The following is a 689-nucleotide window of genomic DNA, read 5'->3' on the forward strand; positions in this document are numbered from 1 at the left end:
AATGGTGGAGGAGATGGGAGCGTCCACTCCAGGCCAGGTGTACCGATCTGAGAACCTTCCCAAGGCTGAGCTGGAGCTTTCTCGCCACCACGTATAGTTTGAATAATGATGTAGACAAAGAGTAGGTGAGATAGGCCGAAGATAAAGGCACCAATGCTCGATATCTGGTTAAACTCAATAAACTGCACGCTGTAATCAACGATACGGCGTGGCATACCCGCTAAGCCCGAAAAGTGTTGAGGGAAGAACGTCAGGTTAAAGCCGATGGTTGTCCACCAGAAAAAGATTTTACCCAGCGTTTCGTTATACATATGGCCAGTCCACTTTGGCAGCCAATAGAATACACCTGCGTAGAGCCCGAATAGTGCGCCGGGTATTAATGCGTAGTGAAAATGTGCGACCACAAAGTAGGTGTCATGGTATTGCAAATCTGCAGGTACAACCGCCAGCATGACACCTGTAGTTCCTGCAAATGAGAACATCACAATGATGGCAATGGCGAAGAGCATGGGTGTTTCAAAGGTAATAGAGCCACGCCACATCGTTAAGATAAAGTTGAACAGCATTAGGCCAACGGGGATCGAGATTAAAATTGTACCAATCATAAAGTAGTTGGTCGCGAGGACAGACATGCCAATGGTGTATTGATGGTGAGCCCATACGACCATACCCAAGACCAGCAGAATACC

1 protein-coding gene is annotated in these 689 nt (G+C 47.5%); it reads right to left on the minus strand.

The genetic code is table 11. The annotated features are described in order from the left end of the window. A partial coding sequence (locus tag A3735_RS23315; protein ID WP_197485999.1) for a cbb3-type cytochrome c oxidase subunit I occupies nucleotides 1-689 on the minus strand: 689 nt, incomplete at both ends.

It is taken from the genome of Oleiphilus sp. HI0061 (assembly GCF_001635675.1).